The sequence below is a fragment of the Arthrobacter endolithicus genome (genome assembly GCF_026627425.1).
GTDB lineage: Bacteria > Actinomycetota > Actinomycetes > Actinomycetales > Micrococcaceae > Arthrobacter_M.
On sequence record NZ_JAPNLH010000003.1, the window covers coordinates 139,944 to 166,243 of the forward strand.

Annotated in this window: 25 protein-coding genes, 1 tRNA gene and 1 other RNA gene; 17 read left to right on the top strand and 10 right to left on the bottom strand. The window is 63.4% G+C overall.

What is annotated here, in order from left to right:
- The first annotated feature begins 230 nt into the window (after positions 1-230).
- From OS914_RS03890 to OS914_RS03910, 5 genes are all read left to right on the top strand, one after another.
- Positions 231-965 (top strand): sugar phosphate isomerase/epimerase family protein, encoded by a 735-nt coding sequence (locus OS914_RS03890; RefSeq protein WP_267544745.1) that lies wholly within the window; start codon positions 231-233, stop codon positions 963-965.
- Positions 966-2,123, top strand: coding sequence for a Gfo/Idh/MocA family protein (locus tag OS914_RS03895; RefSeq protein WP_267544746.1), 1,158 nt, complete (start codon positions 966-968; stop codon positions 2,121-2,123).
- Positions 2,124-2,206: 83 nt separating this feature from the next.
- On the top strand, positions 2,207-3,298 hold the full coding sequence (locus OS914_RS03900; RefSeq protein ID WP_420713863.1) for a Gfo/Idh/MocA family protein: 1,092 nt from the start codon (positions 2,207-2,209) through the stop codon (positions 3,296-3,298).
- A 27-nt stretch (positions 3,299-3,325) separates the two neighbouring features.
- Complete coding sequence (locus tag OS914_RS03905; RefSeq protein ID WP_267544748.1) at positions 3,326-4,327, top strand: sugar phosphate isomerase/epimerase family protein; 1,002 nt, start codon at positions 3,326-3,328, stop codon at positions 4,325-4,327.
- Positions 4,328-4,472: 145 nt separating this feature from the next.
- Positions 4,473-5,117, top strand: coding sequence for a TetR/AcrR family transcriptional regulator (locus OS914_RS03910; protein WP_267544749.1), 645 nt, complete (start codon positions 4,473-4,475; stop codon positions 5,115-5,117).
- Between the two features lies 1 nt (position 5,118).
- On the opposite strand, the gene OS914_RS03915 is transcribed toward OS914_RS03910, so the two are convergent.
- Positions 5,119-5,967 carry a LytR C-terminal domain-containing protein gene (locus OS914_RS03915; protein ID WP_267544750.1) on the bottom strand — a complete coding sequence of 283 codons (849 nt, stop codon included), beginning with the start codon at positions 5,965-5,967 and terminating at the stop codon, positions 5,119-5,121.
- The gene (locus OS914_RS03920) at positions 5,960-6,259 is read right to left on the bottom strand and encodes a type II toxin-antitoxin system VapB family antitoxin (protein WP_196395135.1); all 300 of its coding nucleotides are present in this window, start codon (positions 6,257-6,259) and stop codon (positions 5,960-5,962) included. The genes OS914_RS03915 and OS914_RS03920 overlap by 8 nt, the downstream gene beginning before the upstream one ends.
- 154 nt (positions 6,260-6,413) lie before the next feature.
- Between OS914_RS03920 and OS914_RS03925 the strand changes: the two genes are divergently transcribed.
- Positions 6,414-7,256, top strand: a complete 843-nt coding sequence (locus OS914_RS03925; protein ID WP_267544751.1) for a Cof-type HAD-IIB family hydrolase — start codon at positions 6,414-6,416, stop codon at positions 7,254-7,256.
- A gap of 162 nt (positions 7,257-7,418) precedes the next feature.
- The gene (locus OS914_RS03930) at positions 7,419-8,330 is read left to right on the top strand and encodes an oxygenase MpaB family protein (protein WP_267544752.1); all 912 of its coding nucleotides are present in this window, start codon (positions 7,419-7,421) and stop codon (positions 8,328-8,330) included.
- A 151-nt stretch (positions 8,331-8,481) separates the two neighbouring features.
- On the opposite strand, the gene OS914_RS03935 is transcribed toward OS914_RS03930, so the two are convergent.
- Positions 8,482-8,569, bottom strand: a tRNA-Ser gene (locus OS914_RS03935).
- Between the two features lie 94 nt (positions 8,570-8,663).
- Between OS914_RS03935 and OS914_RS03940 the strand changes: the two genes are divergently transcribed.
- The 5 genes from OS914_RS03940 (at position 8,664) to OS914_RS03960 (ending at position 15,260) form a co-directional block, all read left to right on the top strand.
- A complete protein-coding gene (locus OS914_RS03940; RefSeq protein WP_267544753.1) occupies positions 8,664-10,184 on the top strand; it encodes an HNH endonuclease signature motif containing protein in 1,521 nt (506 codons plus the stop codon).
- 56 nt (positions 10,185-10,240) lie between these two features.
- Positions 10,241-10,337: signal recognition particle sRNA small type (ffs, locus tag OS914_RS03945), an RNA gene on the top strand.
- Positions 10,338-10,404: 67 nt separating this feature from the next.
- On the top strand, positions 10,405-13,041 hold the full coding sequence (locus tag OS914_RS03950) for a DNA polymerase III subunit gamma and tau (RefSeq protein ID WP_267544754.1): 2,637 nt from the start codon (positions 10,405-10,407) through the stop codon (positions 13,039-13,041).
- A gap of 124 nt (positions 13,042-13,165) precedes the next feature.
- Positions 13,166-13,765, top strand: coding sequence for a recombination mediator RecR (gene recR / locus OS914_RS03955; protein WP_324290621.1), 600 nt, complete (start codon positions 13,166-13,168; stop codon positions 13,763-13,765).
- A 208-nt stretch (positions 13,766-13,973) separates the two neighbouring features.
- Positions 13,974-15,260, top strand: coding sequence for an aspartate kinase (locus OS914_RS03960; protein WP_267544756.1), 1,287 nt, complete (start codon positions 13,974-13,976; stop codon positions 15,258-15,260).
- Positions 15,261-15,277: 17 nt separating this feature from the next.
- On the opposite strand, the gene OS914_RS03965 is transcribed toward OS914_RS03960, so the two are convergent.
- Complete coding sequence (locus OS914_RS03965; protein ID WP_267544757.1) at positions 15,278-15,493, bottom strand: hypothetical protein; 216 nt, start codon at positions 15,491-15,493, stop codon at positions 15,278-15,280.
- 124 nt (positions 15,494-15,617) lie between these two features.
- On the bottom strand, positions 15,618-15,746 hold the full coding sequence (locus OS914_RS18065) for a hypothetical protein (protein WP_324290615.1): 129 nt from the start codon (positions 15,744-15,746) through the stop codon (positions 15,618-15,620).
- Between the two features lie 188 nt (positions 15,747-15,934).
- Here OS914_RS18065 and OS914_RS03975 point away from each other — a divergent pair, with 188 nt between their 5' ends.
- Both OS914_RS03975 and OS914_RS03980 read left to right on the top strand, forming a co-directional pair.
- Positions 15,935-16,420: a MarR family winged helix-turn-helix transcriptional regulator gene (locus OS914_RS03975; RefSeq protein ID WP_267544759.1), complete on the top strand. Its 486-nt coding sequence runs from the start codon at positions 15,935-15,937 to the stop codon at positions 16,418-16,420.
- Positions 16,417-17,337, top strand: coding sequence for a 3-methyladenine DNA glycosylase (locus tag OS914_RS03980; protein ID WP_267544760.1), 921 nt, complete (start codon positions 16,417-16,419; stop codon positions 17,335-17,337). Before OS914_RS03975 ends, OS914_RS03980 begins: the two co-directional genes overlap by 4 nt.
- Positions 17,338-17,428: 91 nt before the next feature.
- On the opposite strand, the gene OS914_RS03985 is transcribed toward OS914_RS03980, so the two are convergent.
- Entirely contained in the window at positions 17,429-20,143 is a 2,715-nt protein-coding gene (locus OS914_RS03985) for a sialidase family protein (RefSeq protein ID WP_267544761.1), read from the bottom strand.
- 140 nt (positions 20,144-20,283) lie between these two features.
- The gene (locus OS914_RS03990; RefSeq protein WP_267544762.1) at positions 20,284-20,580 is read right to left on the bottom strand and encodes a DUF503 domain-containing protein; all 297 of its coding nucleotides are present in this window, start codon (positions 20,578-20,580) and stop codon (positions 20,284-20,286) included.
- A 205-nt stretch (positions 20,581-20,785) separates the two neighbouring features.
- On the opposite strand from OS914_RS03990, the gene purS reads away from it, so the two are divergent.
- From purS to purL, 3 genes are read left to right on the top strand one after another with little or no spacing between them, the layout of a single operon-like run.
- Complete coding sequence (purS, locus tag OS914_RS03995) at positions 20,786-21,037, top strand: phosphoribosylformylglycinamidine synthase subunit PurS (protein WP_267544763.1); 252 nt, start codon at positions 20,786-20,788, stop codon at positions 21,035-21,037.
- A 2-nt stretch (positions 21,038-21,039) separates the two neighbouring features.
- Positions 21,040-21,843: a phosphoribosylformylglycinamidine synthase subunit PurQ gene (gene purQ / locus OS914_RS04000; RefSeq protein WP_267544764.1), complete on the top strand. Its 804-nt coding sequence runs from the start codon at positions 21,040-21,042 to the stop codon at positions 21,841-21,843.
- Positions 21,840-24,161, top strand: coding sequence for a phosphoribosylformylglycinamidine synthase subunit PurL (gene purL / locus OS914_RS04005; RefSeq protein WP_267544765.1), 2,322 nt, complete (start codon positions 21,840-21,842; stop codon positions 24,159-24,161). The genes purQ and purL overlap by 4 nt, the downstream gene beginning before the upstream one ends.
- A gap of 114 nt (positions 24,162-24,275) precedes the next feature.
- On the opposite strand, the gene OS914_RS04010 is transcribed toward purL, so the two are convergent.
- The 3 genes from OS914_RS04010 to OS914_RS04020 are packed head-to-tail and all read right to left on the bottom strand — an operon-like array spanning position 24,276 to position 26,231.
- On the bottom strand, positions 24,276-24,905 hold the full coding sequence (locus OS914_RS04010) for a DUF1990 family protein (protein ID WP_267544766.1): 630 nt from the start codon (positions 24,903-24,905) through the stop codon (positions 24,276-24,278).
- On the bottom strand, positions 24,902-25,315 hold the full coding sequence (locus tag OS914_RS04015) for an MmcQ/YjbR family DNA-binding protein (RefSeq protein ID WP_267544767.1): 414 nt from the start codon (positions 25,313-25,315) through the stop codon (positions 24,902-24,904). Before OS914_RS04015 ends, OS914_RS04010 begins: the two co-directional genes overlap by 4 nt.
- A 31-nt stretch (positions 25,316-25,346) precedes the next feature.
- Positions 25,347-26,231, bottom strand: a complete 885-nt coding sequence (locus tag OS914_RS04020; RefSeq protein WP_267544768.1) for a polysaccharide deacetylase family protein — start codon at positions 26,229-26,231, stop codon at positions 25,347-25,349.
- Positions 26,232-26,300: the final 69 nt, after the last annotated feature.

The following is a 26,300-nucleotide window of genomic DNA, read 5'->3' on the forward strand; positions in this document are numbered from 1 at the left end:
CAGCACAAGTCAGGGGTGGCATTGACATCCCCTAGTGCTGGGACGCCGGGATGCCGGGGCGCACCGGGAGCTGCCGCAAATGCGCACTCACGTGCACTCAGCACGTGCACTCAGCACGTGCACTGCATTGCCCCTTTTGCTTGACGCTCGGTAAGACGGGCCTTACGTTGTTGAATGGCCGCCGTTGGTTAATGACGCCAAACCGCCCGTCGCCACCGTCAGGAGAACCCGTGATCTACTCTCTTCAGCTCTACACCGTCCGAGGCCCCTTGGAGGCGGATCTTCCGAGAACCATCAAGCGGGTGGCCCAGATCGGCTACACCGCTGTGGAGCCCTACAATTTCGTGGCCACCGCCGATGATTTGGCGGTCGCCCTGACAGCCAACAATCTCACCGCGCCTTCCGGCCATGCTCCGTTGTTGCGCGCGGACCAGGATCAGATCTTTGCCGCCGCGCAGAAACTGGGCATCACGACGGTCATCGATCCCCACGTGGACAGCGGCCGCTGGAACACCGAAAAGGACATTGTGGCCACCGCCCAGGCGCTGAACGCCGCGGCCGCGAAGGGCGCCAGCTACGGCATCCGGGTGGGGTACCACAATCACGAGTTCGAACTGGAATCGCGCATCAACGGCCGCTCCGGGCTGGAGGTCCTAGCCGACCATCTTGAACCCTCGGTTGTGCTGGAAGTGGATACCTACTGGGCCGCCGTCGGTGGCGAGGATCCGGTGAAGCTGCTCGGCCGCCTCGGGGACAGGGTCAAGCTGATCCATATCAAGGACGGCCCGCTCACCAAGGAAGACAAGGACCAAGTGGCCGTTGGACACGGCAGCGTACCCATCTGGGATGTCATCGCGGCCGTCCCCGGACTGGAGGTCGGCGTCGTCGAGCTTGATGATTTCAACGGCGACATTTTCGACGCCGTGACCGAAAGCTTTAACTATCTCAAGGCGGGGCGGACCTAAATGAGCCAGCAACCGAACCAGGCCAGCGGCCGGCAAGCGGCTGGACGGACCGGGCCCGTGGGCATCGCAGTGATCGGTGCAGGAGTCATTAGCAGGGAATATCTGACCAATCTGACCAGTTTTCCGGACGTCAAGGTCCACATAGTTGCCGATCTGTTCGAGCAGATCGCAGCGGAACGCGCCGCGGAATTCGGCATCGGCGCCTCCGGTAGTGTCCAGGCGGCGCTCGATCACCCGGACGTCGAGATCGTCGTCAACCTCACCATCCCCGCCGCCCATGTAGAGGTCGCGACGGCGGCGCTCAATGCCGGCAAGCACGTCTGGAGCGAGAAACCGTTCTCACTGGACAGGGAGAGCGGACTCGGGCTGCTCAAGTCCGCCGATGCCGCAGGACTGCGCCTCGGCTGCGCACCGGATACGTTTCTGGGTGCCGGGATGCAAACCGCGCTGCGCATCATTGCCCGCGGCGACATTGGCGTGCCACTGACTGCGCTGACGCTCATGCAGTCCCCCGGGCCGGAGTCCTGGCACCCCAACCCGGCGTTCCTCTTCCAGGAAGGTGCGGGGCCGCTGTTCGACATTGGCCCGTACTACCTCACAGCGCTGGTGCAGACCTTTGGTGCCATCACCAAGGTCGCCGCCTTTGGGTCCACATCCCGCAAAACCCGGATCATCGGCTCGGGTCCTAAGGCAGGCGAGGAATTCGCCGTCACGGTCCCCAGCCACGTCAGCGCCATTGCCCAGTTTGCCGGCGGTGAATCTTCGCAGAGCATCTTCAGCTTTGACTCCCCGCTCAAACGCGCCGGTTTCGTCGAGATCACCGGGACCCAGGCGACTATCGCCATCCCGGATCCCAACACATTCGACGGCGACATCGTCCTGACCCGCCGAGGCCAGGACGAGCCGGAGACTTTCCCCGCTGTGGGCGCCACCAGCACCCGTGGCTCCGGTGTCCTCGAAATGGCACGCGCCCTCCGGGCAGGACGTCCGCACCGGGCGCAGGGAGCCGCTGCATATCACGTTCTCGATGCCATGGTCTCCATCGCCGAGTCCGTCGACACCGGTCAATTCGTTACCCTGCAGAGCAGCGCGGCTGCCGCCGAGCCGCTGCCGGAGGACTGGGACCCCACCGCCGCTACGCTGCAAGGTGCGCTGTGAGAATCCCCCAGTCTGTTCCGCCGGCGGACGGTACGCTCGGATCAGGCCGTCCGCTGGGCGTGGCAGTGATCGGTTATGCCTTCATGGGTAAGGCGCATTCGAACGCCTGGCGCAACGTGGGCGCTTTCTTCGACGTGCCCGCTTTTACGCAAAAGGTGCTGGTCGGCCGGGATGCTGATGCCGTTGCGGCCGCAGCAGCACGTTACGGCTGGGCCGAATCGGCCACCGACTGGCGGGAAGTGATCTCCCGCGAGGATATTGACATCGTGGACATCTGTGCGCCGGGGGTCCTGCATGCCGAGATTGCCGTTGCAGCGCTGGCGGCTGGAAAGCACGTACTGGTGGAGAAGCCGCTGGCCAATTCGCTTAGTGAGGCCGAGTCCATGGTTACCGCGGCGCAGCATGCCCGTGACCGCGGGGTCCGGTCCATGGTCGGGTTTACCTACCGCCGCGTTCCCGCGCTGGCACTGGCCCGCAGTCTGATTACCGGCAGAAAACTGGGCGTGGTCCGCCAGGTCCGCGCGGCCTATCTGCAGGATTGGCTGGCCGATGACGAATCCCCCATGACCTGGCGGCTGCGCAGGGAATCGGCCGGTTCCGGGGCGCTCGGTGACATCGCCAGCCATGCAATCGATCAGGTGCAGTTCCTGCTCGACGATACCGTCACCGAAGTCTCCGGCCGGCTGCACACCTTTGTCAGCGAAAGGCCCGGTCCGCACGGACCGGAACTGGTATCGGTCGACGACGCAGCCTGGGCCACGCTGTCCCTCGCCGGCGGCGCGGTGGCCAGCGTCGAGGTCTCCCGAGTGGCCCTGGGCCGCAAAAATGCCCTGCAGATCGAGGTCTTCGGCAGCAAGGGCAGCCTCCGGTTCGATCTGGAGAACCCCAACGAACTGTCCTTCTTCGACGGTACGGATCCCATCCGGGAACAGGGGTTCCGCCGTATCCTCGTCACGGAACCCGAGCACCCTTACCTCGATGCCTGGTGGCCGCCCGGACATGTGCTTGGCTGGGAGAACAGCTTCACACACGAGATCAGGGACTTCCTGCTGGCCGTCGGCGCCGGCACGGACCCATCACCGTCGTTCGAAGACGGACTGGCCGTCCAACGCGTGCTGGCTGCCATCGAGGAATCGGCAGCAGCCAACTCCCTCATCCAACTGGCCCACCGCTGACCAGCAGCCAATTCCAAGGAGCCAGCTATGACCCGCCCGTATACCCTTTTCACCGGTCAATGGGTCGATCTGCCCTTCGACGAGGTTGCCGGACTCGCCGCTGGCTGGGGCTATGACGGTCTGGAAATCGCCGTATCCGGGGACCATCTGGATGCCTCCCGATGGGACGACGACGACTACATTGCCGGCAAACTGGCCGTGCTGGAAAAGTTCAACCTTAAGGTCTGGGCCATCTCCAACCACCTCAGGGGCCAGGCGGTCTGTGACAACCCGATCGACTTCCGGCATCAGGCAATTGTAGGCACCAGGGTGTGGGGCGACGGCGACCCCGAGGGAGTGCGGCAGCGTGCCGCCGAGGACATGAAGGACACCGCACGGCTGGCCAGGAAGCTCGGTGTGAAGACCGTCGTCGGCTTCACCGGCTCTTCCATCTGGCAGTACGTGGCCATGTTCCCGCCGGTTCCCGAATCCGTGATCGACGCCGGCTACCGGGACTTTGCCGACCGCTGGAACCCGATCCTGGACGTCTTTGATGAATGCGGCGTCCGCTTCGCCCACGAGGTCCACCCCGCCGAAATCGCCTATGACTACTGGACCACGGTCCGAACGTTAGAGGCCATCGGCCACCGGGAAGCCTTTGGCATCAACTGGGACCCCAGCCATTTTATCTGGCAGGGCACCGATCCGGTCTCCTTCATCTGGGACTTCAAGGACCGGATTTACCACGTCGACTGCAAGGACACTAAGCTGCGCCTGACCGGTCGAAACACCGTTCTGGGTTCACACTTGCCCTGGGGAGATCCGCGCCGGGGCTGGGACTTCGTCTCCGCCGGACGAGGGGACGTGCCGTGGGAATCGAGCTTCCGGGCGCTGACCGCCATCGGCTACGACGGACCCATCTCCATTGAATGGGAAGACGCGGCGATGGACCGGCTCGAGGGCGCCCCCGAGGCCCTGGCTGCCCTGAAAAAGTTCAACTTCTCCCCCTCCGGCCAGTCTTTCGACTCCGCCTTCAGCAATCAGGACTAGGCACGCACGGACTATGGACGCCCGGACTAGGTATGCGTGGCCTAGGTAGGCCCGGCTAAACACACACGTACCAGACACACCGGGACCGGAGTCGGACAGGCCTCCGTCGTGCACTTTTACTGACAGTTCGCGGTAAAGTGTCTACATGCCTCGGATAGCCGCCCCGACGAACGTGGAACAGCGCGAGCAGACCCAACGCAAAATTTTGGCCGCCTTCGGTACGCTCCTGTTTACCCACGGCCTGCCCGGTCTGACCATGACCGACGTCGCCCGGCAGGCAGGCGTGGGGCGAACCGCCGTCTATAACTACTTTGCGGATCTGGAGCAACTCCTGGTTGCCTATGCTCTGGACGAAACCGGGCGGTTTGTCAGTGACCTGAAGTCCGAGCTGGCCCTACTTGACAGTCCCGTGGACCGCCTGGCACTGTACATCCGCGTCCAGATGGAGGACCTGGCCCGCCGGCATCTCCCGCCCGGGCCGGCCATGCGGTCCGTTCTTTCACCCGGATCCTTCGCTAAGCTCGGTGTCCACGTCGGCGAACTCAACGCCGTGCTGCAGGACATTCTGCGCGATGGCATGGAGCAGGGATACATTCCAACCAATGATGTAACAGCCCTCTCACCCCTCATCCACGGCTCCCTTGCCGCCAGCGCCTCCCGGGGGAACGAGCAGCACGCAGGGGAACACGCGGCCCATATCGACGGCGCCGTCCGCTTTATCCAGGCAGGCGTCGGCGTTGTCTTTAACGCCGACGGACACCCTGTCAGAGGCTTCCCGGCTGCCGGCTAGCCTACCGCTGGCTGGTCGCGCTCGGAGTCGCGCTCGGACTCATTTGCGGGCAGGACAGTAGGCCAGGCGTCTGATCAACCTTCGAGGCGGCCACCAGCTCGCTGAACCCGCTGGCCAGGTAAACATCCACGCTGGCATCGCTGCGGTCGTCCTGGACGTAGTCCGTCCCGGCGAGATTCCGCTGCAGATTGAACGCAGCAGATTGGCCCGCCGCACCGGAAACTATCGCCGCCGGACCCGTATAGTTCGTGGTTTTGTTTGCAACCGTTCCCACCTGGAAGCCGCGATTCTTTAGCTCCGCTGCCACCGCTGAGGCGAGCCCTTCCCGCAGCGTGCTGTTGTACACATTCACCCGGACGTCCTTATTGGCAGGATAGTCGAACGTCGCCGCCGGACAGGCGAGCGCCGCCGTCGTCCGGCTCTGCCCGAACGGTAGGACAAGGTCTCCGCGGGACAGCAGCATGGCGAAAACCACCCCAGCGATGACAAGCGCCGCGAGCGCCGTCAAAATCACGCCGTGCACCAGACGATGCCGGAATTGTATCGGGTTCTCCAGCTCCTGCGTCGGAGCAAAAACCTGCTGCAGGTCCGGACCACTGACCACGTGGTGACCGTGGAAGACCGCGACATCCTTCGAACGCCGCAGCGCGCGCCGCTGTGCCCGCAGTGCACGCTTTTCCGCCTGACGCTGCGCACCCCGCATCTTTCGGGCACCCTTGGCGCCAACGGCCGGCGCCGTCGAACCCGGCTCCGTCGGACCCGGCTCCGCCGAACCAGACGGCGTCGAACGTCCCGCTGGAGGCAGCTGCGGCTTGGGCGGCAGTCCTAGCGCAGTCGGATCTTTAGTCATCGACGACCAGAACGCGCGCGTGCAGAATTGTCCGCTGATGCAGCGCCGTCCGCACGGCCCGGTGTAGGCCATCTTCGAGGTACAACGTGTTCCGCCACTGCACCACATGCGGAAAAAGATCGCCGAAGAACGTTGAGTCCTCCGCCAGCAGCGCTTCCAGATCCAGCGTGGTTTTCGTGGTGACCAGCTCATCCAGCCGGACCTGCCGCGGGGCTACCGCGGCCCAGTCCTTGGGCGAGACATAGCCATGTTCCGGGTAAGGGCGCCCGTCGCCAACCGCTTTAAAGATCACTCGTCCAGACTAGAGAAAAGCGCCGACCGTGGGAACTTGCCGTGCCCATGTGTCGCGGGCCGTTGCCAAAAGGTTACGGCCCATAGCGCCATGCGAGGACCCGCTGGAACGCGCCCGGTGGGCAATTTGGGTCCGGTCCTGCGACGATGGAGCCATGGTTTCACTTCCCGTTCCACTGGCCCTCCTGCTCGACGTTGACGGGCCCATCGCCAGTCCTGTAACCAGGGACGTCCAGCCCCGCATCATCACGGACCTGCTGCGGCTCGCAACCGCCGGCATCCCCGTCATCTTCAATACAGGACGCTCCGATACGTTCATCAAGGAGCAGGTGATGGACCCGATGATCGCCGCCGGAATGTCGCCGGAGACCAAGATCCACGCCATCTGCGAAAAGGGTGCCGTCTGGTTCAGCTACACGTCCGACGGCGCCACACCCCTGCACGTGGACAGCTCGCTGGCAGTGCCGAAGGCCTTTGCGGATGACATCCGCACTTTAGTTACGCAGGATTACGCCAGTCACATGTTTTTCGACGAGACTAAACACGCCATGGTCTCCGTGGAGCAGCGCCTGGACGTCTCCACCGCGGATTACACGGCCGAGCAGAAACGCTTTGACGCTCAGGCCCTGGAGCTGATGACCCGGCACGGCCTTAGCGCTCTCCGCGTGGATCCGACCATCATTTCCACGGACATTGAATCCGTCCGGCTCGGCAAGGATCTGGGAGCCAGCCGCGCAGTCGAGCTCCTGGCCGCTGCGCACATCGTGCCGCAGGGGTGGCGGACGGTCGGTGATTCCCGCACCGACTATGCCATGGCCGACTGGCTGCACCACCACGACCACGAGGTCAAGCACGTCGACGTTCGCCCCGCAGACGGCGTCCCGGACAAGCCGTACCAAATCCTCACCGCCGCGGACCTGGGACTGGATCCGGACGTGATTCACGACGAGGCGGGGGCGGCTTTCCTGGCCAAATGGCTTGACATGATGGTCGGCTAAACACAGGTTATCCACAGGCCGAGCCACGGCTCCGCCGGCTTCAAGCCATAGTGGCAGGATTCCCATGCTGCCGCTGCTGGACACGGTAGCGCACGACCGTGTGCCAGGCCGCACTCGAGGCAACCCTTCGTCCCTGGCGGTCATAGTGCCTGATAATGAGCCATGGCCAACTTCCTGAAAACCTGGCAGTCCGAACTCAAGAGGACCCTGACCGGATCTGCGGACGCCGTCCCGGAGTGGGTCCCGCAACTCGCTGACGGTCACGACGCGGGCTACTTCCTGCCGGGCTCCGCTACCTGGGCCGTGCACGGTTCCATGTCCCCCATCGTGGCCGGAATCCGTGCGCTGCTGATGCAGGCCCTTCACCCCGGTGCCCTGGCCGGCGTATATGACCACTCACACTTCAGGGAAGACCCGCTGGGCCGCCTCGCGTCGACCATTCGATGGATTTTTACCGTGACATACGGCTCAACGGAGGCGGCTCAGGCCGCCTCTGGATGGGTACTGCGCATCCACGAACGGGTCAACGGCCGGTACGTTGACGGCCACGGGGTGGAACGTGACTATTCCGCCGCCGACCCCGAACTCCTGCAGTGGGTCCACATCGCATTCACCGATGCCTTCCTCAGCACACACAAGATCTGGGGTGCCCGGATTCCCGGCGGCCCCGACGCCTACGTCCGCGAGTGGGTCCAGGCCGGAACGCTGATGGGCGTCCGGGGCGTGCCGGCCAGCGAGGCGGAGATGCGCAGCATGCTGGACAAATGGTACGACGACGGCGACCTCAAGTTTGACACGCGCGTGGCCGAGGTAGTGGATTTCCTCCGCCGTCCTCCCCTGCACCCGACTCTGATGGCTGGTTACCGGGTGCTTTTCGCTGCCGCCGTGGCATCCTTGGAACCCAAATACCGCGAGTTGCTGGGCCTAAAGAGGGCGCACTTAGGACCGATTCCTCTACCCGTCGTCACCAGCACGCGGATCGTTCTCTGGGTAATTCACCTGGCCTTGGCCCGGGTAGGACCCAGCGAAATCGCTGCCCGAAGCCGCCTCAAGCGTCTGGCCCTGCTGCCCTAGACAACCGGCGATTTCCGCGGCCATGAGGGCCGGTGGAAAAACTTGGACAAGGCACTTTCGCTTCCACACCACACGTGCTGACGAAGATTACACCGGAGAACAAGAAAGCCCCGCTGGTCTGCGCGAAATGCAGAACAGCGGGGCTTCTCCCTGGCGGAGGATGGGGGATTTGAACCCCCGAGGGCGTTAACCCAACACGCGTTCCAGGCGTGCGCCATAGGCCGCTAGGCGAATCCTCCAGTGTTTGCTCGCAATGAGCAGGTTCCAGAGTACCTGCTCGCTTCACATTGCACCTAATCCTTAAATGTCTGACCCTGCTGGTTGACTTAGTTCATGGAAGAGCAGCAGATCCGCAGAAGTCTGGAAACCCGCGTGTCAGGTCCTGACGTTGCTTCCGATTCTGCCGCTGTCCCGGCTGCGCTGCCGGACGCTGCGGCTGTCCCGGTCAATGCCGTGTCGGATGCTGCGGTGGCGGCGTTGACGGTGGATGCGTTGTTCCCGAGGCTGGTCAACGCCCATCCGATGGCGTACCTCGCCCGGGAACTGACTGGCACTATTGTGGATGACCTTGATACCCCCGCCGCTGTCGCGGCCCTCGCGGACGCGGCACGGTTAGAGTCCTACGCCGCGGCTATGAAAGCGAGCCTGTCCGTGCGGATCGGGCAAACCGTACTCGACGAAATGCCGGACCGGGCCCGTAACACCGTCAGCGGGCAGTCCCTGGCCTACAACACTGCGGTCAGCGAAATCGGGTGTGCCCTGCACCTGGCCGAACGGACCGCCGGATTCCTCCTCAACGACTCCACCACCTTGATCGAGAACTTCCCCGCGACGTTCGCGGCCCTGACCTGCGGGGACCTGGACTACCAACGCGTCCGCACCATCCTGGCCCAGGCCGAAGGAATACCTCTCCAGACCCTCCCGCAATACGAAACCGCCGTCCTCACCCGCGCGAAGGAACAAAACAACCCCCAAGTAGCGGCCCGCGCCCGGCGGCTGCGGGAAACCCTGCACCCCGAAGCGTTCATCACCCGCAAAACCAAAGCCGCCGCCGGCAGGTCCCTGACCTTCCGGCCCGCCCAGGACGGCATGGCTTACCTCGAAGCGTTCCTCCCGGCCGAAACAGCCCTCGCCGCGTACAACACCATCACCGAAGCCGCCCAAAAAGCCCAAGGACCCGACGAACCCAGAACCCTGAGCCAACTCCGCGCGGACCTCACCGCCGCCTACCTCCTGGGCCTCACCTGCCCCCACACCACCACGGACAGCGCCAGCAGGGACAGCGCCAGCAGGGACCGGACAGACGGTGATGAGGACCACGGACCGCGACGGGATACGCACGGCAGCGGCCACGGTAGGGGATCAAGGGCCGGGGTGCCGAAGCCTAAAGCGCAGATCATGATCATGATCCCGCTGTTCTCGCTGCTGGGTATCAAAGATGAAGCCGCCGAACTCGCCGGGTACGGGCCGATGCCCATCGAAACGGCCCTGGACCTCGCCAAAGATGAACCCGCCTGGTACCGGATGCTCACCGACCCCGTCACGAACATTCCTGCCAAACAGGACCGGAACCTCTACAAAATCCCGCAGAAAACCCGCACCTGGTTACAGATCCGGGACGGGACCTGCCGATTCCCCGGCTGCACCCGGCAAGCCCGCTTCACCGACACCGACCACACCATCCCCTGGCCCAATGGACCATCACACATAGAGAATCTCGCCTGTCTCTGCAAACGCCACCACAAACTTAAACACAAAATGGGCTGGAAAGTCAGCCAAACCGGAAACGGCATCCTGACCTGGACGGCACCCTCCCACCAGACCTATACCACCCACCCCAAAGACACCCGATAACCAGCCACGCCCGCACCGAGGTTAAATCCCCGCGCGAAACTTCGGGTAAGCTAATTCCCGGCCCCTCATGTGGCGTCACCCTGTTGAACTCCCCCAGGACCGGAAGGTAGCAAGGGTAAACGGGCTCTGGCGGGTGCATGAGGGGTCTTTACTTTAAATGGTTCCACAGGTCTCCACCGTTGCCTGCGGAATGTCAGTTGCACCAGATAGGGTTTCACCTGTGACCGCTCCCACCGCTTTGTACCGCCGCTACCGTCCCGATTCGTTCGCGGACGTTATTGGGCAGGAGCATGTGACCGAGCCGTTAATGGCGGCGCTGCAGAAGAACCGGGTCAATCACGCCTACCTCTTCTCCGGACCGCGTGGCTGCGGCAAGACGACGTCGGCCCGGATTCTGGCCCGCTGCCTCAACTGCGCGCAGGGACCGACTGCCATTCCCTGCGGCAAATGCGACAGCTGTATCGAACTCGCGCGAGGTGGCTCCGGTTCCCTGGACGTCATCGAAATAGACGCAGCGAGTCATGGCGGCGTGGATGACGCACGGGATCTGCGGGAACGTGCAACTTTTGCACCGGTCCGGGACCGCTACAAGATCTTCATCATCGATGAAGCTCATATGGTCACCTCCGCCGGCTTTAATGCTCTGCTGAAGATCGTTGAAGAGCCCCCGGAGCACATCAAATTCATCTTTGCGACCACGGAGCCGGACAAGGTGATTGGCACCATTCGTTCGCGGACTCATCATTACCCTTTCCGACTGGTCCCTCCGGAGCCGCTGATGGAGTATCTGGGCCTACTCTGCCGGCAGGAAAACGTTCCCGTGGCGCCGGGGGTCCTGTCCCTGGTGATCCGGGCAGGTGGCGGTTCGGTCCGCGATTCACTCTCGGTGCTGGATCAGCTGATGGCGGGCGCCGGGCCGGCCGGTCTGGACTATGAGCTGGCCGTCTCGCTACTGGGCTATACGCACGCGTCGCTCCTGGATGACGTCGTCGACGCTTTGGCAGCATCTGACGCGGGTACGGTTTTCAGGGCCGTGGACCGTGTGATTCAGACAGGTCATGACCCGCGGCGGTTCGTCGAGGACCTGCTGGAACGATTCCGCGACCTCATTATTGTCCGAGCCATGCCGGAAAGTGCCCATGCCGTCCTGCGCGGGATGCCAGAGGACCAGATCGCCCGGATGCAGACGCAGTCCACTCAATTGGGTGCCGCGGAATTGTCCCGCGCGGCGGACGTTACCAACACTGCGCTAACGGAGATGACAGGCGCTACGTCACCGCGGCTGCATCTGGAATTGCTCAGTGCCCGGCTGTTGCTGCCCGGCGCCGACCAATCCGAGCGCGGAATGGGAGCACGCCTGGACAGGATAGAACGCCGGCTCAGCTATGGCGGCGCAGACACATTACCGGCCGTTGAAAGTGCGACGGCGGACGGCAAGCCTGCCGGCTCAGCTGCAGCCAGCGGTCCGGCCGTTTCCGGGGATACGCCCTCGTCCGGCGCGGCTGAGGAGCGGCGAGGCAGTGCCCAAACCAAACCGGAGCCCTCGCCGCAGGATACGCATTCCGTTCCTGCCCCTGTGAGCCCCAGTCCGTTGGCCCCAGCGCAATCCGGTCGTCCTCCGTCGAATTCAGCAGCGTCGAGTTCAGAATCTGGAGCTGACTCGGCGCCAGCGGCCCAGCACGCACCGGCGGCTTCCGGCGCAACGGGAGTAGAGGTCCTCCGCCGGGCGTGGCCTGAGATTTTGGACAACCTGACGAAGGTCAAGCGAAGCAGCTGGGCGTTGGTTGCGCCTAACGCGACCCCGCAGACTTTTGACGGCGAGGTCCTGCAGCTATCGTTCAGCACTGCGGGCCTGGCCGGAGCCTTCAGCCGCGGTGATCATGCGGACAACCTTCGCGCGGCCATTCATAAAACCTTGGGGATGAATTGCCGGATCAATGCGGTCGCAGGAGATTCCTCTTCCGCGGGTTCGAGCGCTGAGCCAGACCCAAAAGCTCCTACTAGCCGGGCAGTTCCGGCAGGCCGGCCTCCCGCTGCCATGACGGCCGCCAATCCCGCGACGCCTGCGGGTGCAACCGGGGCCACAGGTACCGGCGGAACAGCGGATGCCGCCCGAACTGCGGGCAGCGGCGGAACAGCGGATGCCGCAGGCGCCCGCGCAATGCGTTCCGACGCTTCGAGCCGTACCCCCGACGAGGCATCTGAAGACGCACCCAAGACGAACTCAGTTATCTCGTCGTGGGGGTATGAGCAGGAAGAGCCGCCTCCGCACGACGAGGAACCGGCACCAGAATGGGGTGCTCCAGAGGCAGCCCGGCCTGACTTTCTATCCCGGGCAGCGGCGGATAGTCGGCCACCTGCCAGCCAGCGGCCCGGTCAGCAGCCCGGTCAACGGGCCGGTCAACGGGCCGGTCAACAATCCGATCACCGGCCCGCTGAGCCGGTGGACCCCGGTTGGGGGGCGATTGCCGATGCCCCGGACTGGGCGGCGCCCGTACCGGCGTCGATATCCTTGCCTGCAACCGGAACCGCAGGCGGAGCTCCGACTGGATCTGCCAACGTTTGGGCGGCCGATCAGTCCGTTCCCGCCGTGTTGCCGACCTCCAGCTCCACGTCGGCCGCAGACGCTGTAGCCGTCAAACCCAAGATGAGCCTCTACGAACGCCTCAAAAACAGCCCGGAGGCCCAGGCTGGACGGGTGGCAGCGCCGCAGCGCAAAGTAGACTTGCCGTACGTTGAGGACATTCCGAGCGCGGATGACGAGACCATCGAGACTTCGCAGCTGGTGGGGCGCGCCGCCGTGGAACGGATCCTCGGCGGCAGGCTGGTCGAAGAGCGCAGCTTGGGTGGCTCCTGACGGTTATGCCTGCTGCGGCCGTCGACAAAGATCCGCAGCCGTCGGCAAAGAGCCGAGGCAACTGGGTGAGACCATCAACAAACTGCAAATGCAACCGCAACCGCAACAACAGAACGAGGAATGGGTGTACGAAGGAGCAGTTCAGGAGCTCATCGATGAGCTGGGGCGCCTGCCCGGAATCGGTCCGAAGTCCGCGCAACGACTCGCGTTCCATATCCTCGAAGCGGATCAGGACGATATCAAGCGCCTGGTGACCGCCCTGGTGACAGTGAAGGAGCGGGTTAAGTTCTGTTCCATCTGCGGAAATGTGACGGAACAGGATACGTGCAATATCTGCCGCGACTCCCGGCGCGACCCCACTGTCGTCTGCGTAGTTGAAGAGTCCAAGGATGTGGTGGCAGTGGAACGAACCCGTTCGTTTAGAGGCCGTTACCACGTGCTGGGAGGTGCTATCAATCCCATCGCCGGAGTGGGCCCGGAGCAACTGCGGATCCGCGAGCTCCTTACCCGGCTCAACGACAGCCAGATCGAGGAGGTAATCATTGCCACGGACCCCAATCTGGAGGGCGAGGCGACGGCCACCTACCTGGCCAGGATGCTGAAGACAATCGGCATTCGCGTGACCCGCTTGGCCTCGGGTTTGCCGGTCGGTGGGGATTTGGAATATGCGGACGAGATCACCCTCGGCCGAGCTTTTGAGGGCCGGCGCAGCGCCATCGGGTGAGCGCTCCCCAGCGTCTTACTCCTGCCATAAATTCAGCCGGGAACGGGATGGACGATAAACTGGGCCCAGCCGTCTGCCGCGCTGATCCATGGAAAACCTATTTGGGTAGAACCCGATCCGTGTCCAACGAGTCTCGGTGTCGCAAGAAGTCAGTGTTTAGCAGAGCCCTTCGGGAGATTGTCAGTGGTTAGCCGATGAGTAGGCAGATATGAGCCTCATAGTTCAGAAGTACGGCGGATCTTCTGTGGCCGACGCCGCCGGAATCAAGCGAGTGGCCCGACGGATAGTGGATACCCAGCGTGCCGGCAACGAGGTCGTCGTCGTCGTTTCAGCGATGGGTGACACCACTGATGAACTGCTGGATTTGGCCTCCGAAGTGGCCGGGCGCCCTCCCGCACGGGAGTTGGACATGCTGATGACCGCCGGCGAACGGATTGCCATGGCCCTGCTGGCCATGGCAATCCACGATCAAGGCGCTGTGGCCCAGTCCTTTACCGGCAGCCAGGCCGGAATGATCACGGATGGGATTCACGGCAAGGCCCGGATTATTGATGTGGACCCGCACCGCGTTAGGACCGCCTTAGACAAGGGAAACGTGGCCATTGTGGCCGGATTCCAGGGCATGAGCCGGCAAACGCACGAAATCACCACTATGGGACGCGGGGGTTCTGACACGACGGCCGTCGCACTGGCGGCGGCGCTGGACGCGGACGTCTGTGAAATCTATACCGATGTGGACGGCGTCTACACCGCGGATCCCCGCGTGGTGAGCAGCGCCCGGAAGATCGATCGAATTTCCAGTGAAGAGATGCTGGAAATGGCGGCCTCCGGAGCGAAAATCCTACATTTGCGTTGTGTAGAATATGCCCGGCGGTTCGGGCTGCCAATTCACGTTCGGTCCTCGTTCAGCGACCATGAGGGAACCTGGGTCCTGCCCAGCCCCGACGACAAAATCAAGATCTCAGAGGGAGTTGCCTTGGAGCAGCCAATTATCTCCGGCGTCGCACACGACCGGTCCGAGGGCAAAGTCACCGTCGTCGGAGTACCCGATATTCCCGGAAAGGCCGCGGAGATCTTTGGCATTATTGCCGGCGCACATTCCAATATCGACATGATTGTGCAGAATATTTCAACCCGTGGGACGGGCCGAACGGATATTTCCTTCACCCTCCCGATGGTGGAAGGCGCCGAGGCCCTCGATGCGTTGCGCGCCGCGCAGGACTCCGTAGGCTTCGATTCGCTGATTTACGACGACCAGATTGGCAAGCTTTCACTGATTGGCGCGGGCATGCGGTCCAACCCAGGCGTCTCGTACAGGTTCTTCAAGGCGCTGTCCGATGCCGGCGTCAACATCGATCTGATTTCCACCTCGGAGATCCGTATCTCCGTGGTGACTCGGGCGGATCTGCTGGACACAGCCGTGCGCGCCGTCCATCAGGCATTTGACCTCGACGGTCAGGACGAAGTCACCGTCTATGGTGGTACGGGTCGCTGAACGGATCAGCGCACGGATCACTCCGGCGGCGTTTTGCGGACCGCGTAGTGGTGTCCCTCGGAGTCTGTTTCAACCTCGAAGTGGGCTAGGTCCTCCTCGGAAGCCTTCTCAAAATCGTCGTGCAGATGAACCACCGGCGTATCAGAGTCCAACCGGTCCGCAGGGCCGAAGACCCGCTGCAGATGATCGGTGAACTTCATGAATCTCGCCATTCTGGGTTGCTTCTCAGTCATTGCCAACACCCCTTCCCTCATTCGTTTAAGGTGATGCCCAACAGTTCCCAGCTTACGCCCGAAAGGACTCAATGGGCCGGTATCACCGGTTCGGTACCTGCTTGGTGAGCGTGCACCCGCTGGGTCAGCGCAGTGACTGGTCTTCGGCATCCTTGGGCACCAGATAGGTGCTGCCGTCGGGGCGGCGAACCGTAGTCCGCTGCTGGGCTTGGAGTTCCTGGCGGTGCAGCAGCTGTTTGTTCTCCTCAGTCATTTCATGAGTAAGCGAACTGCTCGAAGCGGGTCCAAAAATCATCCGTAGCTTACCGGTAGCCCGCATGAATTTTTCCACGAAACTTTTCTCCGGCATGTACTCCCCTTGTTCGTGCAGTCGCTGTTCAGGAGCTAATAGTATCGTGATAGTTAGTGCACTAACTAATGCCCGCAGGAGGAGAGAGATTGATGGAAGAGACAGGGGACGACCTTCGGCTGGAGCGGCAGCTTTGTTTCGCTTTGAGTGTCGCCTCGCGGAGCGTGGTCGGCGCCTACAAACCCGTGCTGGCACCGTTGGGCCTGACCCACCCGCAGTACCTGGTAATGCTCGCCCTCTGGGAGGACAGCCCGCAAACAGTCAAGGACATCAGCGCGGCCTTGCTGCTGGAGCCGGCCACCTTGTCACCGCTGCTGAAACGGCTGGAATCCGCAGGCTTGGTCAGCCGTGCCCGGGCCCAAAACGACGAACGCGCTCTTGCCATCGGGCTGACCCCTTCCGGCATTGCCCTGCGCCAACGTGCACTTTCGATACCCGCAACGATGGCCGCCCGGCTCGGACTGAGCAGGGGCGACGTCCAAGCCCTGCATGCTGCTATGACCTCAATGACCTCGGCAACTTTGTCCCCGTCAGGACTTGGTGGCCATCCGCCGACGGCTGAGACAATGGAGCCATGACGGTTCCCGAGGTTGCCCTGAGCGCACTGCAGCCCGAGCAGTGGATGCAACGGCAGCAGGCCCACGAACAGCGGGTCGCCCGGTATGCGGATCCCTATCTTCAGCGCCGCTCGGCCGGCTTGAAACATCCGGTGGAAGATTTTCTCTTTACGTACTACTCGCACAAACCCGGGCAGCTTCGCCGCTGGCATCCCGGTGCCGGGGTTGTGCTGGCAGGTCAGCAGGCCCAGGACAGGCTGGCGTGGAAGCACTACCGGATGGCCGACGACGTCGAACGCCGGGCTGTCGGGCTGCCGGACGGTTGTCCGGGCGTAGTTTTTGACGCCCAGTCCTTTTGCACCGGACGCCGGGAGGTACTTGACTTCACCCGGATCATTCTGCAGCGCACCGCCGCCCGGCCGGCCCAGTTCGGATGTTTCGGACTGCACGAGTGGGCCATGGTCTATCGGCAGCAGAGTAACCAGGTGCGCCATGACTATCTCTCCTTGCGGCTGGGTCCGGCAGGAACGGATGAGGTGGTGGAGAAGAGCAGGATCCGCTGCACGCATTTTGATGCCTACCGTTTTTACACTCCGCAGGCGGCGCCGCTCAATGAGCTGGAACCGACGCGGGAGAACCAGCGGGATCTGGAGCAACCGGGATGCCTGCACGCCAATATGGATCTCTACAAGTGGGCCTACAAACTGGGTCCGGCGCTATCCAGCGAACTCGTCATGGATTGTTTCGAATTATCGTGGCAGATCCGCGCGATGGACATGATGGCCTCGCCGTATGACCTTTCCGACTGGGGCTACCCGCCGATCACCATCGAAACCGCCGCAGGAAAATCTGAGTACGTCGCCCAGCAGCGGCATTTCAGCAGCCGCTCCGCGCAGCTAAGGACAAGGCTGCTGGACGCGCTTGTGCCACTGGGCTGAATCCGCACCGCGGCTTTAACCCGGCGAGGGCCGCCGTCGGGGTTAAACCGACGGCGGCCCTCGCTGCCCGGCTGCTGGGCCCTAACTACCTCTATTTGCTCCCGGAAGGCGTCACCTGGAAGGCCCCGAAGGACAGCTGATGTCCAGCCGAATCCAGTACTACCAGATCGTCCATGCCGTTCTTGGCATCGGCCGGCAGCACAAAGTCAAAGCTGTTTTGCTGGTTCGGAAAGTACCAGCCGATCGGGGTGCTGTGCTTGTTCAGGTAGACGTAGTACCACTGGCCGAAGCCGGCATTGTGGACCGTCACCGTCTGACCCGTACGGTATTTGTCCGTCCCAAGCCCCAAGTCAACCGGCGCCGTTCCCTTCAGCTTCTGCACAGACAACTCGGGCGTAAAGCCGGGCTTAGCTGGCTGGACCACCAGGAGCGTTGGTTGCCCCGTTAGCTGCAATGCCGCTGATTTGGCACCGTTTTCGGCACTTACTCCCACCGAAACTCCGGCTACGTGCCCGGCCGCAATGTCCGCAGCCGTCACTGCGTAGCTGCTCGTGGCGGTGGCGGATTCTCCGACGCCAAGAGCGGACTGGGAGAAGCTGATTCCGCTGGCGGCCAGGTTACTCAGGGCCACGTTGCCGGTATTGGTCACCGTATAGCTGTAGTCGATGGTGTCTCCGACTGCGGCATAGGGCCAGCCCGGCGTCTTCGCGGTCCAGCGGACGCTCACGGTGCCGGTGAGCCGGGGATTACGGACCAGTAGGTCCACTTCTTCTCCGGTGACGGCCAAGGTATGGTCTACCGAGTTGTTGTCCGCGCCGGTGACCCAGCTGGACGTCGGCACGAAGTAACCCTGCGCTGCTTCGGTTGCAGTCACCGTGTGCTTGGGTGTGGAGCACACGTAGGACGCACCCACGGCGAGGGCGCCGAAGCGGCAGTTTCCGCCGCCGTCGGCCGGTATGAACGGCGCGAAGTTCCCGGAAATCGGGCGGACCGATTCGGTGATGTTTCCGGCGCTGTAGATCCTGAATTTGTACGGCACGGCATCGCCGGGCGTGTAGGGGCTGGCTGCCAGGTCGCGGCCGGCATCTTTACGCTGACCGTATACGTAGGCTCCCGTGACGTTGGCGGTGGCACCGCCGGTGATGGTCACGATCGCCGCCGTCTGGATTTTGCCGGTTCCGGTGTCGAGCACGCCGGTCAGCGTTTGGTTGCCGGCTTTCAGGTACGACGGCGACGTCACCGGCAGCTGGATCGTCACCGTGGCGCCGCCCGGGACGGCGGGGACGTGGACCGCGTCCGAGGTCCAGTCCACGGCGTCCTGCAGCGAGAGCGTACTGGCCGGGAGCGGTTGGGAGTCCTTGTTGCTAATGCTGAAATTGAGCGTTGTGCTTGCGCCATTGGGCACCGAAGCGGGAGCTGCCGTGACGCTGGCGCACAGCGGAGCAAGCCAGGTCTGGTCGAATTTGCCGAACGTGATGGTGTTGCTGTCGCCCTCATAAAGCACGCCGAAGGTTCCGTCGCTTAGGGCGGTGATGGTGGAATAGGACATTGCGCCGGACTTGAATTGGCGTGCGCTGCTCCAGCTGGCGCCATCGTCGCAGGAATATCGGACCGTGCCGTTGCTGCGGCTGGACGTACTGGCGGCGTTGGAAAACAGCAGCTTCTTCGCATCCGCCGAGCCGGCGGGAGCCGCGGGGTACATCCGCGTGAGGCCCGCGTTGTTGGTCGGGTCGATCAGCGACGCGTTATTGCTGACCGCACCGTAGCTGGCGCCGCCGTCCGTTGAGATGGCGGTTTTGCGGCCGTGACCGCCGGCGCTGTCACGCGAGTTCAGCATGACGTTTCCGTTGGAGAGCTCGACGGCTTTGTTTTCATCCATCCCGGTGCCGGTCGGCGTACCCATCTGCCAGCTCCTGCCATGGTCATCGGAATAGACACTGTAGGCCTGGAGCGTGGTGCTGCCGTTGGGCTGGATGATTTTTCCGGCAAACTGCTGGATCAGCCGCCCCGCGTGGGCTCCGTATTTTAGCTGGATGCCCTCGCCGGAGCTGGCGAACATGCTGACAACGCCGCCGACATTTTGGACACCGCCAACGGCCGCGCCGTTGGGCTTGACGACGTTGGTAATCAACGGTCCGGCGAAGTCAGCGTATTTGGAGCCCCTCGAGTAGGTTGACGGCGTCGGCAGGGCCGGCTGATTGGCCGGGTCCGTTGACCAGCTCACTCCACCGTCGGTTGAGACCGATACCTCGCTGCTGATCACATTGACGTTCGTATCATCGTTGCCGATGACACTGCCGCCGAAGCCCTGATTTTTGGAATACACGTGGAAGTTAAAGACGGTGCCGGTCGTCTTGTCCACCACGTAGCTCGGGTCGCTGAAACCGTAGCGCTGCGACCCGGCGGAGCTTTCCTGTCCGCGGGCAATGTAGGTCGGAGCGCCCCAACTGGCGCCGTTGTCGGTGCTGCGCCGCTGCACGATCGAGTTGGCGGACGGGGCATCAGCGCCGTCGGGCCGTCCGTCGTAGGCGGCCAGCAGGACGCCGTTTCCGAGATCAGCCATGGCGACAATGCGGTAATACCGCCCTAAGACCGGATCGATGGCATTGTCGCCGTTGCTGGCCAGCACCTGCTCGGTGTAGCTGCCCGGCGGAGACGTCGGGGTGGTGCCATTCGCCGGAAAGGGGTTCAGTGCAGCGCTGGCCGGCACCGCCACCGAGGCGATCAGGGCCGCGGCAGCCATGCCCGCCGCGGCAGCTTTACCCGCCCGCCGCCATCGGAGGTTCCTTCTGTCGGGTTTCCTCACTTGTTTCCTCAAAGACAGAACACTAATTGGCAGCTGCATTGGCGGAGACCTCTCGTGGACGGATTGATTACACGTGCTACATAGAACGTCCTACCACCATAGTGTGGTCCCAGTCACGTTTCAAGCGATGCAGAAATGTTTCACTCGTCGGCGCCGCTGGCGAGCCGGCGGCGTGCGCTGAGCAACTCCACTTCCGGATGGGCCGCAACCAGCCGTTCGGCGGCATCAAGCACCTCCACTACGTGGCCACCGTCTGCGGCTACCACGGCAACGCCGATTTGTGCCCGGCGTAACAGGTCCTGGCTTCCCGTTTCGGCTGCTGAGAGCTCAAAGCGATGGCGGAGCTCGCTCACCAACGGGCGCACCACGGAGCGTTTTTGCTTGAGCGAACGCGTTTCGCCGAGCAGAACGTCGAACTCAATCCAACCGACCCACATGAGTGCATCCTGCCGCTGCGGGCCTGTTGTGGCAAGGAAGCCTGGGAACCTGCGTCGGCGGAGCTTGGGTTCGCAGCTCCCGCGCACCTCCCGGTAGAATGGACAGGCAAGCTCGCGGAGCGCTGTCTTACCGGCCGGCAGACCCGGCCGCCCAGCGTGAGACGGCACTTTCCGCGGCCCCTCTTTAACCCCAGGAGTTCGACGGATGCCCAGGATCGTTGTCGATGTCATGCCCAAGCCCGAGATTCTCGACCCGCAGGGGAAGGCCATCGTGGCCGCGCTTCCCCGGCTGGGCTTTACGGGTTTTAGTTCCGTGCGGCAGGGCAAGCGCTTTGAACTGACCGTCGATGGCGACGTGACGCCGGAGATTTTGCAGCAGGCCCGCGAGGCGGCGGAGAAAATGCTCTCCAACCCCGTGATCGAAGACGTGGTCAACGTCGAAGTTGTGGCGGACTGACCATGACCGAAACTCCTCTCCTTGGCTCTGCCTTGCCTGACACGGCAGGCGGCGAGGCCGCCAACTCCCTTCTCGCGGGTGCCCGCATTGGCGTGGTCACATTCCCCGGCTCGCTCGATGACCGCGACGCGGCGCGCGCCGTACGAATTGCCGGCGGAACCGCCGTCGAACTCTGGCATGCCGACACCGGTGCTGAAGCATTGCGCGGCGTGGATGCCGTGATTATCCCCGGCGGTTTTTCCTACGGCGACTACCTGCGGGCGGGCGCCATATCGCGTTTTGCCCCACTCATGCAGGAGATTGTCCGGGCCGCCGGCTCAGCATCCGCGGCCAACCTGCTGCCGGTGCTCGGCATCTGCAATGGCTTCCAGATCCTCACCGAATCGCATCTGCTCCCCGGTTCCATGCTCAAGAACGATCACCTGAAGTTCATTTGCCGCGACCAGAAGCTGCGGGTGGAAAACAACAGCACGTGGTGGACCTCCGACTATGCGGCTGGACAGGAAATCACCGTCCCGTTGAAGAACCAGGACGGCCAGTACATTGCCGACGAGAAGACGCTGGATGCCCTCGAAGCGGAGGGGCGTGTCGTGTTCCGCTATGTCGGCCTGAATCCTAATGGTTCGCGGCGCGACATTGCCGGTATCAGCAATGCCACCGGCAACGTCGTCGGCCTGATGCCGCACCCGGAGCACGCGGTGGAGGCCGGCTACGGCCCGGAGTCCGCCAGTGGGCGCAGTTCGGGCACGGATGGTCTGGGATTTTTCACCTCGGTTCTTAGCAAGCTTGTTGGAGGCACAAAATGAGCGGGGAACACCAAACTGTGGAGACCAGGAAGTTCAACATCGACACGGTCGACCATGCTGCCCGCACGCCGGAGACGCCGCTTCCGTGGGCGGAGCTGGGCCTGAAGGAGAACGAATACAACGAGGTCGTAAAGATCCTGGGCCGCCGCCCCACTGCCGCGGAACTGGCCATGTACTCGGTGATGTGGAGCGAGCACTGCTCCTATAAGTCCTCCAAAAACCACCTGCGCCAGTTCGGCGACAAGGTCACCGATGAGATGAAGGAACATCTGCTGGTGGGCATTGGCGAGAATGCAGGCGTGGTGGATATCGGGGACGGCTGGGCGGTGACGTTCAAGGTCGAATCACACAACCACCCCTCCTTCGTGGAGCCCTACCAGGGCGCGGCGACCGGTGTGGGCGGCATTGTCCGGGACATTATTTCGATGGGCGCACGCCCTGTTGCAGTGATGGATCCGTTGCGCTTCGGTGCGATCGACCACCCGGATACGGCGCGTTTGGTGCACGGCATCGTTTCCGGGATCGGCGGCTACGGCAATTGCCTGGGCCTTCCGAACATCGGCGGCGAGGTGGTTTTTGACGCGGTGTACCAGGGCAACCCGCTGGTGAATGCGCTGGCCGTAGGCGTGATGCGGCACGAGGACATCCGGCTGGCCAATGCCTCCGGAGTCGGCAACAAGGTGGTGCTCTTCGGCGCCCGCACCGGTGGAGACGGCATCGGCGGCGCATCGGTGCTGGCCAGCGAATCCTTCGATTCCAGCAAACCGTCCAAGCGCCCCGCGGTGCAGGTGGGCGATCCGTTCGCGGAGAAGGTGCTTATTGAGTGCTGCCTGGAACTGTTCAAGGCCTCCGTGGTGGAGGGCATCCAGGATCTTGGCGCTGCCGGCATCTCCTGTGCCACCTCTGAGCTGGCGTCCAATGGCGACGGCGGTATGAACGTCGAACTGACCAAGGTACTGCTCCGCGACCCGAGCCTGACACCGGGTGAAATCCTGATGTCCGAGTCGCAGGAACGCATGATGGCCGTGGTCACGCCGGAGAACGTTGCTGCCTTTGAGGCGATTATGGACAAATGGGCGGTGGAATACTCTTGGCTGGGCGAGGTCACGGACACCGGGCGGCTGATCATCGAGTGGGATGGCGAGAAGATCGTGGACGTGGATCCGCGTACCGTAGCCCACGAAGGACCCGTGTACGACCGGCCGTTCCATCGCCCACAGTGGCTGGACGGCGTGCAGGCGGATTCGTTTACCGCCTCCCCTGCCGCTGCCCACCGGCCGGCCGACGGCGCAGCCTTGGCTGCCGCCGTCGTCGAACTGATGGCGTCCCCGAACATGTGTTCAAAGGACTGGGTCACCGACCAGTACGACCGGTATGTGCAGGGCAACACGGCGCTGGCGATGCCCGACGACGCTGGCGTAGTCCGCGTTGACGAGTCAACCGGGCTGGGGGTGTCCATTTCCACGGATGCCAACGGCCGCTACTCGTACCTGAACCCGTATGAGGGCGCACGGTTGGCGCTGGCGGAGTCCTACCGCAACGTCGCCACCTCCGGCGCCCGGCCGCTCGCCGTCACCGATTGCCTGAACTTTGGCTCGCCGGAGGATCCCGAGGTCATGTGGCAGTTCGCCGAATCCGTCCGCGGTCTTTCCGACGGCTGCCGCGAGCTGGGCGTCCCTGTCACCGGCGGCAACGTTTCGCTGTACAACCAGACCGGCGGCGTGGCGATCCATCCGACTCCCGTGGTCGGCGTCCTGGGCGTGTTCGACGACGTTGCCCGCCGTACGCCGTCGGGCTGGGTTGAGGACGGCCAGGCAATCTACCTGCTGGGCACCACGGCGGACGAGTTGGACGGCTCCGAGTGGGCCAATCTGCGCGGCCATCTGGGCGGTCAGCCGCCCAGGGCGGATCTGGCGCTGGAGCGTCAATTGGGCGAGATCCTGGTCAACGCCTCCCGGGACGGCATGGTGGATTCGGCCCACGATCTCTCCGAAGGGGGTCTAGCGGCAGTGCTGGTGGAGTCATCCCTACGCTTTAACGTCGGCGCACGGGTCAGCCTGGCCGCGGTCTGCGAGCGCGACGGTGTGGACGCTTTCACCCTGCTGTTCTCCGAATCGCAGGCCCGGGCCGTCGTCGCCGTTCCGAGGTCAGAGGAAATCCGCTTCACCGACATGTGCACCGCGCGCGCCTTCCCTGCGGTCCGGATCGGCATTGTGGACGCGGAATCCGGGTCCTTGAATGTCCAGGGACAGTTTGAGCTCTCGCTGGACGAGCTGCGCGAAGCCCACGAGGGAACGCTACCGCGCTACTTCGGCTGATTTCTCCCCCGGTAACTGTGCCGCAGCGCTTTTTCGGATAACCCGTGAAACTCAAGCGCTGCGGCACAGTCATTTTGAGATCTGCCGCGCAGGGGTCATCTACTCCCCCGACGATCAGGGGGATCCGCCAGCGGCGATGCGACGTGCAGCGTGCAGATAGCGCTGCGTGATCAACCGTTGGGACAGCGTGGTGACCGGAGCGGCAAGACGGAAGATCAGGCCAGCTGGCTTGCTGAAGGCAAGCACGTCAAACCGGACTGCGCCGTCCTCGCCAAAACGGGCGATAAAAGCCTCTTCCCCGCTGGCTGGATGCCCGGGGAGAGTTCCGTAGCCGAACCCGGCCATCTCCCCCCGTGCCGGTCCGCATTGTTCGTCCGGATCAACAGTGGCAACAGGCTCCTGCGCCCAGACCACCTGGCACGGCACCGGCAGGCGCAGATCGCCGAGCCCGAATCCACTGATCACTCGCGCACCGGGGACGGCGCGGTCTGGGCCGCGCACAGCCAGCCCGGCGCCGCGCTGGATTTCCCAACTGAGTATGCCTTCGGCAAGGCGTTCGTAGACGGCGCGCCCGCTTCCGACAACAATGCTCTTGTGCACCCAACGGTATCCGGGTGCAGTGACGGAATCCCGGCCTGTGGGGTCAGCCCCGTTGCCGTGGTCCTGCCCGGACAGCCCGCGGGCGAAAATCCCGGTCAGCCCATGCTCCGGGTAGGTCAGTTCCCCGTGCCCCGGGTGCCTCATTGGGCTGCTCCCGCGTCGATGATTCGCCGCCAGCTAAGGGTTTCACGCTGCGCCCGGGCCAGAGTCGCCACCACCAGATCGTAGGAATCTTCAATCATGTCCTTAACCATGGTGTCCTCCAGCTCTCCGTCGCAGCGCACTGCGTTCCAATGGGTCTTGTTCAGATGGTAGGCCCCGGTGATTTCCGGATGCGCGGACCGCAGCGCAAGAGCCAATTCCGGATCGCATTTCAGGCTGACCGACAACGGACTCGCAGCAAAGCTGCTCAGCGCAAACATCTTTGCCTCGTGCCGAAACGTCCCGCTGATCGCCGGCCTGACCTTGAACACGGCGGTCTCCGGCCCGAACGGAAACTCCTCGACGGCACAGGGGAGGTCCAGACACGCTTCCCGGAGCTGTTTTATATCCACAGCTGGAGTGTATACCGGGCCCCTCCCGCGATCAGTCGGTTTTCAGGTAGTCCTCCAGGAGAACCACTTTGAGCCCGGCAGCCTTCTGAGCCGACAAAAATGCCTGCATGTCCGCGGCGAATTCGGGCCGGAAGTGCATCAATACTATGTCTCCGGCCCGCAGCGAAGCACCGTACTGATAATCCATCTTGCCCGCGTTGGCCTTGGCTTCCCAGTCAATGATGGCCTTCATGCCGCAGTCCGCAGCTGCTTTACGGGTGGCGTTAGTGTAGGGTCCACCAGGCGGGCGAAAGAAGACCGGGCGGCGGCCGTAGTGTTGCTGGACATAGTCGGCCATCTGGCAGATCTCGGCCTTCTGCGCAGCGTAGGGGAGCTGGATCATGTTCAGGGAGTGGCTGACCGAGTGGTCCTCCACAACACTGCCGGCGGCAACAAAATCGGTGAAGAACGCCGGGTTGCCGCTGACAAAGGTCTGGGCCAGGAACAGGGTCGCCTTGATCCCGTTGTCCTGGAGAATTTTCAGGTCCTGCGGCAACTTGGTGGCACCGTCGTCGATGGTCAGGAAAACAACCTTTTGTTCGGTCGGCACCTTGGTCAGCACCGGCACCATGCCATCGGTGACAGGCGGCAGAGCATGGTCCGGCACGAGCGGCGGGTCCGCAGGGAAAGGAACGGCCGACGGCGTGACAACGGCCAGGTTCGATGCGGCGGCACCGGACGGAAACGGCGATGACCCCGTTCCAGGTCCTTTTCCGGCGGCAGCGGTTGCCGTGCTCGCCGTTGCGTCCGGGACTCTCTGCCCCACTCTCCCGGAGGCCCACAGGCCTGTCAGCACCAGCGCACAGAGTACGACGGCGACAAGAGCGATCCCTATCCGCCGACCCAGGGGTGGGAACGACTTGAAACGACGGGGCACTGCTGTCCTTGCTGTAAGAGGACTACTACACTCTGCATATTAGCAGACGGGCGTGGGCAGTCCGTTACG